Origin of the sequence: Anaerostipes sp. CAG:276 (genome assembly GCF_000432215.1) — a bacterium.
Lineage (GTDB): Bacteria > Bacillota > Clostridia > Lachnospirales > Lachnospiraceae > Anaerostipes > Anaerostipes caccae.
Genome location: NZ_FR889190.1, coordinates 70,684 through 72,799, shown reverse-complemented (window position 1 = coordinate 72,799; position 2,116 = coordinate 70,684). Strand labels below are relative to the sequence as shown.

Annotated in this window: 3 protein-coding genes; 1 reads left to right on the top strand and 2 read right to left on the bottom strand. The window is 41.7% G+C overall.

The window, feature by feature from the left end; genetic code table 11:
• Together QVP35_RS08665 and QVP35_RS08660 are read right to left on the bottom strand one after the other, a co-directional pair.
• Nucleotides 1-429, bottom strand: a 429-nt coding sequence (locus tag QVP35_RS08665; protein WP_288187830.1) for a metal ABC transporter ATP-binding protein, incomplete at its 3' end; no start/stop codon positions are given.
• Complete coding sequence (locus QVP35_RS08660) at nucleotides 426-1,379, bottom strand: metal ABC transporter substrate-binding protein (RefSeq protein WP_022261039.1); 954 nt, start codon at nucleotides 1,377-1,379, stop codon at nucleotides 426-428. The genes QVP35_RS08665 and QVP35_RS08660, both read right to left, overlap by 4 nt.
• 138 nt (nucleotides 1,380-1,517) lie before the next feature.
• Here QVP35_RS08660 and QVP35_RS08655 point away from each other — a divergent pair, with 138 nt between their 5' ends.
• The gene (locus QVP35_RS08655; RefSeq protein WP_022261038.1) at nucleotides 1,518-1,946 is read left to right on the top strand and encodes a hypothetical protein; all 429 of its coding nucleotides are present in this window, start codon (nucleotides 1,518-1,520) and stop codon (nucleotides 1,944-1,946) included.
• Nucleotides 1,947-2,116: the final 170 nt, after the last annotated feature.

The window sequence follows — 2,116 nt, the reverse complement described above, 5'->3', positions numbered from 1 at the left end:
CAGCAGGACTCTCTGCTGCTGGCCGCCGGAAAGCTCCCGGTAGCATGTTTTGAAAAGCTCCGGAATACCAAGCTTCTCTAACTGCTCCATGGCAGTGGATTTTTCTTTTTTCGTATAAAAAGGCCTTCGCTGTTTTCGGCTTAAAAAACCTGACAGAACCACTTCCAGGGCAGTTGCCGGAAAGTTTTTCTGCATTTCCGTCTGCTGTGGGAGATATCCGATGCCTTTTCCCGAAAGACTGCGCTGGATTTTCCCGGAGACAGGGCGCACAAGACCCAGCAGCGTCTTGATAAACGTGCTCTTACCGGAGCCATTTTGTCCGATGACAGAGACATAAGCCCCCTGTTCTATTTTCATATTTAAGTCTTTTACGATGACATGTCCGTCATATCCAAGATCTACATGACTGCACGTAATAATGGAAGTCATTCTCTCAGTCCTTTCTCCAGATTTTTCACATTTTTCTCCATCAGATCCAGGTATGTGACGCCCTGGTCAAACTGACGTTTTGTCACGGTATGGCAGGAATAAAACGGTATATTCTCAGCACCGGATGCTTCACAGATCACATCCGCGATCTTACTGCTTCCAAAGTCCATATGATAGATGACTGGTATTTTTTCTTTCTTTACCAGATCAATCAGATAAGAAAGCGTCCTGGAACTAGGCTCCGATTCCTCGCTGCATCCCGGGAATGCCGCCCTGTAAGAGAGACCGTATGCTTCGGTAAAATAGCGCATCGGGAATTTATCTCCGAAAACCATAAGCTTACGTTTCCCATGTTTTACTGTCTCTCTGAAGTCCCGGTCCAGTTTTTTGAGCTTTTTTAAATAATCCTTTGTATTCTTCTCATAAAAATGGGCGTTTTCTGGATCTTCCTTAGATAAGACAGCACATATTTTTTTAACAATAATCTGTGCGTTCACAGGGGATGTCCAAATGTGTTCGTCATATTCTGTTTCCCCTTCTTCTTCCCTGGGAAGGCTCATCCCCTCTGTCACCTCTTCTTCTACTGGATTAACCGAGTCCATAAAGGCATAAGAAACTTGTCCGTTGTTTTCCTGGGATTTCTGTATTTTTTGGACCCAATATTCCATCGCTCCGCCGTTATAGAAAAAAATATCGGCCTTTTGTATGCTGATCAGATCGGCCGGAGTCGGTTCAAATGTATGACTGTCTTTGCCCGCAGTGACGATCATTTTGAGGTTTACTTTATCTTTCCCAATCTGCCTTACAAAATCATAGTAAGGAAAAATGGTGGTTACAACATTCAGTTTTTTGGAACTGCTGTCGAATTCTTTACCGGTGCCACATCCGGATAATGCGGACATGCAGACAGTAAGACACAGCAGAAAGACAATCCATCGTTTCACAGTCATGTTCCTTTCTCTATATTATCTAATTGAATATAATAGCAGGAAAAAATTTGAATTGCAAATATGGAAATTTTCACGTGGTTGAATCTTTTGTCGAATTATCATATACTTATACTTCATAGGAGAAAGGGGAATGAGTTTATGAGTCAGGATACATCTACAATAAAACAGCTGAAAGCGCGCCAAAATGCGCTGCTGCACGGAATTCTCTTAATGTCTGTGCTTTTGCTTGCGGATACTTATTTGAGAACAAGGAGCTATATTCTGATTGACGGAATATGGGATAATACCTTTATTATTGTCGCTGCTTTTACTTTGATTTTTTTGGAAATGATTATAAAAGGAGCCTTTGACCTAAGCGATCCAGTCTGGACCGTTCTGGCCGGAGCCGTTGGCATCGGGAGCATTGCAGCTTTTGTCAGTCAGATATCTCTCATATTTTTCAGCAAAGACAGTTTCTTTCTCATCACAGAATCAATATCCAGCAATGGATTTTTTTTGATCTGTTCCGTGCTGGGAATGCTCGTGGCTGCGGCTTATTTTATAAAGAGGAAATGTTTTTTGAGATAAAAATGCCGCTGTATAAAAGACGGAATCATATCAAATATAATGCTTGATATGATTCCGTCTTTTATTTTGACCAATTTTCCGTCCTACAACAGTTTTTTATTTTCCGAATTTGTCGATGAGTTCGATCAGTTCATCGATCTTCTCATCACCATTGTCTTCTGCCAGTGCTT

Excerpts from the sequence above, each read along its gene's own strand:
- QVP35_RS08660 (WP_022261039.1), bottom strand. The coding sequence starts at position 1,379 with ATGACTGTGAAACGATGGATTGTCTTTCTGCTGTGTCTTACTGTCTGC.
- QVP35_RS08655 (WP_022261038.1), top strand. The coding sequence starts at position 1,518 with ATGAGTCAGGATACATCTACAATAAAACAGCTGAAAGCGCGCCAAAAT.